The organism is Rhodosalinus sp., from assembly GCF_046542825.1.
In the GTDB taxonomy this organism is placed as follows: domain Bacteria; phylum Pseudomonadota; class Alphaproteobacteria; order Rhodobacterales; family Rhodobacteraceae; genus Rhodosalinus.
On sequence record NZ_JBKHAQ010000153.1, the window covers coordinates 1 to 5,362 of the forward strand.

A 5,362-nucleotide genomic window follows, 5' to 3' on the forward strand; every position below is an offset into this window, starting at 1 on the left:
CGGGTGATCTGCACGTCGTGGACGTGCCCTTCCCTGAGTCCCGCACCCGAGATCCGCACGAATCGGCAGCCGCCGCGCATCTCTTCGATCGAGCGCTTGCCGGTGTAGCCCATCGCGGCCCGCAGGCCGCCCACGAGCTGGTGGATCACGGTGCCCGCCGGGCCCTTGTAGGGCACCTGCCCCTCCACGCCTTCGGGCACCAGCTTGTCCGAGGCCGCGTCCTTCTGGAAGTAGCGGTCGGCCGAGCCGCGCGCCATAGCGCCCAGCGAGCCCATGCCGCGGTAGGACTTGAACGACCGCCCCTGGTAGAGGATCACCTCGCCCGGGCTTTCGTCGGTCCCTGCAAGCATCGAGCCCACCATCGCGCAGGAGGCGCCTGCAGCGACCGCCTTGGCCAGATCGCCGGAGAACTTGATGCCGCCGTCCGCGATCACCGGCACGTCGCCGGCTGCCGCCGTGCAGTCGAGGATCGCGGTCAGCTGCGGCATCCCCACGCCCGCCACCACACGCGTGGTGCAGATCGAGCCCGGCCCGATCCCCACCTTGACCGCATCCGCGCCCGCATCGATCAGCGCGCGCGTGGCCTCGGCGGTGGCCACGTTGCCCGCGACCACCTGCGCCTCGTTCGACAGCCGCTTGACCCGGCGCACCGCCTCGGCCACCGCCGCCGCATGTCCATGCGCGGTGTCGATCACGATCAGGTCGCAGCCTGCGTCGATCAGCGCCTCCGACCGCTCGAAGCCCGCATCGCCCACCGTGGTCGCGGCGGCGCAGCGCAGACGCCCCAGCCCGTCCTTGCAGGCGGTGGGATTGAGCACCGCCTGTTCGGTGTCCTTCAGCGTGAGCAGGCCGGTCAGCTTGCCGGTGCCGTCCACGACCAGCAGCTTCTCGATCCGCCGCGCCTTCATCAGGCTGATCGCCTCGCCGCGGTCGGCGGGCTCGGTCAGCATGGCCAGGTTCTCGGCAGTCATCATCACCCGCACCGGCGTGTTGTCGTCGCTGGCGAAGCGCATGTCGCGGTTGGTGACGATGCCCACGACATGGCCGCGCTCGTCCACCACCGGAAAGCCCGTGATGCGGTAGCGTTCCATCAGCGCCCTGGCATCGCCCAGCGTCTGGTCGGGGCGCAGGGTGATCGGGTTGTAGACGATCCCGCTTTCGAAGCGCTTCACGCGGCGCACCTCGCGCGCCTGCGTCTCGACGTCGAGGTTGCGGTGGATCACCCCCATGCCGCCCGCCTGCGCCATGGTGATCGCCATGTCGCTTTCGGTCACGGTGTCCATCGCTGAACTGAGCAGCGGGATGTTGAGCGCGATGGCCCGGGTCACATGCGTGCGCGTGTCGGCCTGGCTGGGCAGCACCTCCGAGGCGCCGGGGACAAGCAGCACGTCGTCGAAGGTCAGTGCCTCCCGAATCTCCATCGCATCGCTCCCGCGGGTGATCGTTTGGCGCGTCCCTGTTGCACGTCTGCGGGGGGATGGAAAGCCCCGGATCGTCGCAGCCCATGGATCCGCTTTCCATGTTCCGGATATAGGTGGGGATTCCTGTGCCGGTGCCCGCGGGGACCCGGCTGGACGCCGCACCTGCGTGCGGGCAGTCTGGCACCTGCAACAGGAGGGACACGCATGGCGGAACACGGCCACGACACGGGGCGGCTCGACCTGCCCTTCACCGGCATCGCGAGCTTCGGAAAGCGCCCGATCGTCACCGACTGGAGCGCGATCGACGCAGAGGTCGCCGTGCTGGGCGCCCCCTTCGATGCGGGCACGCAGTATCGCGCCGGCGCACGCTTCGGTCCCCGGGCGGTGCGCGAGGCCTCGACTCTCTTCAGCTATAGCCACGCCGGGCTCTACGACCACGAGGACGACGCGCTCTACCTGCCGCCCTCGGTGCGGATCGTCGACGCGGGCGACGCCGACATCGTGCACACCGATACCGAGGCGAGCCACGCAAACATCGAGACCGGCGTGCGCGCGATCCTGGATGCGGGCGCGCTGCCGGCGGTGATCGGCGGCGACCATTCGGTGACCATCCCCTGCATTCGCGCCCTCCGGGGCCGCGGGCCGATCCACGTCCTGCAGATCGACGCGCATCTCGACTTCGTGGACGAGCGGCACGGCGTGCGCCACGGCCACGGCAACCCGATGCGCCGCGCGGCGGAAGAGGATCACGTCACCGGCCTGACGCAGGTGGGCATCCGCGGCGTGGGCTCGACCGCGCGCGACGGCTTCGAGGCGGCGCGGCGCATGGGCTCCGACATCCTGTCGGTCCGGCAGGCGCGCGCGCTGGGGCCGGAGGGCGTCGCCGCGCGCATCCCCGAGGGCGCACGGCTCTATGTGACCATCGACATCGACGGCTTCTGCCCCTCGATCGCGCCGGGCACCGGCACGCCAAGTCACGGCGGCTTTCTCTACTACGAGGGCCTCGAGATCCTGCAGCAGGTGGCCCGGCGGCACGAGGTGGTGGGCCTCGACCTCGTCGAGGTGGCGCCGGACCACGACACGGGCGGGATCACGGCGACGCTGGCCGCGCAGCTGCTGTTCAACCTTCTGGGCTTTGTCTTTCACGCCCGCGGCGCGGCCTGACGCTGCGCAAGGCATTTGGAAATGCCTTGCGCGGCGCCCGGATCGACGCGGAACGCCCGGCGCCGGCGGAACGCGCTTTGAAGCGCGTTCAAGGCTTTTTTCAAAAGCCTTGCCCGGCGCGGGCCACATGACGCTTGCGGACCCTGCGGTGCCGCGGCCGGGCGTTCGCGGGCGCCGCAAGGCGCTATGGTCCGACGCAACGCGCCCCCCAGCCAGGACCGCTTCAGGCATGACCCAGGATCCGCTCGTCGTCTTCACACCATCGGGCAAGCGCGGCCGCTTCCCGGCCGGCACGCCGGTGCTGACCGCCGCGCGCAGGCTTGGCGTCGATCTCGATTCGGTCTGCGGCGGGCGCGGCATCTGCTCCAAGTGCCAGGTTGCACCGGCCTACGGCGCCTTTCCCAAGCACGGCGTCACGGTGGCCGAGGACGCGCTGTCGGAATGGAACGCCGTCGAGGCGCGCTATGACAAGAAGCGCGGCCTGAAGCCCGGCCGGCGCCTCGGCTGCCAGGCGCGGATCCTGCGCGACGTGGTGATCGACGTGCCCCCCGAAAGCCAGGTGCACCGGCAGGTGGTGCGCAAGTCCGCCGCCGTCCGCGCGATCGAGATGGACCCGGCCACGCGCCTGCATCTCGTCGAGGTGGCCGAGCCCGACATGCACGAGCCCTCGGGCGATTTCGAGCGCCTCGCCGCGGCGCTGAAGGACCAGTGGGGCATCCCCGCCGTCACCTGCGATCTCACGCTGCTGGGCCGGCTTCAGCCCGCGCTGCGCAAGGGCAACTGGCAGGTGACGGTCGCGGTGCATTCCTCGCACCGCGGCGGCACGCCCCGCGTGCTCGACATCTGGCCCGGGCTGCACGAGGGCGGGCTCTACGGCCTTGCCATCGACCTCGGCTCCACCACCATCGCGGCGCATCTGACCGACCTCGACACCGGCGAGGTGCGCGCCTCTTCCGGGATCATGAACCCGCAGATCCGCTTCGGCGAGGATCTGATGAGCCGGGTGAGCTACGCCATGATGAACCCCGGCGGCGACGCCGAGATGACCGCCGCGGTGCGTCAGGCAATCGACCTGCTGGCCGCGGAGATCGCCGCCGAGGCCGGCATCGAGCCGGGCCTGATCGTCGAGACGGTCTTCGTCTGCAACCCGGTGATGCACCACCTTCTGCTGGGCATCGATCCGGTGGAACTGGGACAGGCGCCCTTCGCGCTGGCCACCTCCGACAGCCTCGAGCTCGAGGCGCGCGACCTGGGTCTTGCGTCCATCAGCCCCCGCGCCCGCGCCTACGTCCTGCCCTGCATCGCGGGGCATGTGGGCGCCGATGCCGCTGCCGTGGCCCTGTCGGAAGAGCCGTGGAATTCCGAGGATCTGGCACTGATCGTGGACGTGGGCACCAACGCGGAGATCCTGCTGGGCGACCGCAGCCGCGTGCTGGCCTGCTCCTCGCCCACCGGCCCGGCCTTCGAGGGCGCGCAGATCAGCGCGGGCCAGCGCGCCGCCCCCGGCGCGATCGAGGCGGTGCGCATCGACCCCGAAACGAAAGAGCCGCGTTTCCGCGTCATCGGCTGCGATCTGTGGTCCGACGAACCGGGCTTCGCCGAAGCCGTGGGCGCGGGTGGCGTCACCGGCATCTGCGGCTCCGGCATCATCGAGGCGGTGGCGGAACTGCGCATGGCCGGGCTGATGGACGCCTCCGGCCTGATCGGCTCCGCCGCGCAGACCGGCAGCGCGCGCTGCGTGCCCGAGGGGCGCACCCATGCCTACCTGCTGCACGACGCCACCGCCGCGGGCGGGCCGCGCATCATGGTCACGCAGGGCGACATCCGCGCCATCCAGCTGGCAAAGTCCGCGCTCTACGCCGGCGCGCGGCTGCTGATGGACCAGCGCGGCGTGGACCGGGTGGATCGCGTGGTGCTGGCCGGCGCCTTCGGCGCGCATATCTCGCCGCTGCATGCCATGGTGCTGGGCATGATCCCGGACGTGCCGCTCGAGAAGGTCACCAGCGCCGGGAACGCCGCGGGCACCGGCGCGCGCATCGCGCTCCTGAACCGCCGCGCGCGGGCCGAGATCGAGCGCCGCGTGCACGAGATCACCAAGGTCGAGACGGCCATCGAGCCGCGCTTCCAGGAACACTTCGTCGCCGCCAACGCGATCCCGCACGCGAGCGATCCCTTCCCCGAACTGGCAATGCACGCGCGCCTGCCCGAGGTCGGCTTCAACACCGGCGGCGAAACCGACAAGCCTCGCCGTCGCAGGCGCCGCACGGCCTGACGGCGCAGTCCGCTGCCCCGGCGGCGCACGGCCTGGCCCGACCGACCGGATGCCTGCACGCACCCCTTGGCTCCGACCGCGCCCTCCGGGACGGTGCAGCGACCGCGGCCGTCCGCGTCCACGCCCTGCGACGCGCTCTCCCACCCGCAGAACGGCAGAGAGAAAGGCCGCTCTACTGGGATATCCATGCAGATTTGAAAACCCGGCCAGCAGCGGCCGGCGTGCCGCGCTCGAAACAGGGAGTCGACCGCTGCGCGGCCTTGGTGCGGAACCGATCCTCGGCATGGGCGCAGGGCCCGAGGGCCTTGCGCTGGCCTGACGCCTGACGCGGGTCGGCCTGCCCGTGCGGGTCCGCGATGCAGGACCGGAAAACTCCCGATCGGCTGCGGGCCTCGACCTTTCACCCGCCGACGCCCGATCTGTTCGATGCCTTCGGCATCGCCGCCGAACCGATCGCGCGCGGCCGGATCACGCCTCGACCGGCTCGATCAGCTCCGGCCCGGAG

At 71.2% G+C, this 5,362-nt stretch carries 3 protein-coding genes; 2 read left to right on the forward strand and 1 reads right to left on the reverse strand.

Annotated elements, in window-relative coordinates:
• Positions 1-1,421 (reverse strand): IMP dehydrogenase (gene guaB, locus ACLFOB_RS14130; protein WP_410926494.1); only part of this gene is annotated, 1,421 nt, incomplete at its 3' end.
• A 204-nt stretch (positions 1,422-1,625) separates the two neighbouring features.
• Between guaB and speB the strand changes: the two genes are divergently transcribed.
• Together speB and ACLFOB_RS14140 are read left to right on the forward strand one after the other, a co-directional pair.
• Positions 1,626-2,585 (forward strand): agmatinase, encoded by a 960-nt coding sequence (gene speB / locus ACLFOB_RS14135; protein WP_410917481.1) that lies wholly within the window; start codon positions 1,626-1,628, stop codon positions 2,583-2,585.
• Between the two features lie 229 nt (positions 2,586-2,814).
• On the forward strand, positions 2,815-4,857 hold the full coding sequence (locus ACLFOB_RS14140; protein ID WP_410926495.1) for an ASKHA domain-containing protein: 2,043 nt from the start codon (positions 2,815-2,817) through the stop codon (positions 4,855-4,857).
• The last annotated feature ends 505 nt before the right edge of the window (positions 4,858-5,362 follow it).

Coding starts and splice junctions, on each gene's coding strand:
- speB (WP_410917481.1), top strand. CDS start 1,626: ATGGCGGAACACGGCCACGACACGGGGCGGCTCGACCTGCCCTTCACC.
- ACLFOB_RS14140 (WP_410926495.1), top strand. CDS start 2,815: ATGACCCAGGATCCGCTCGTCGTCTTCACACCATCGGGCAAGCGCGGC.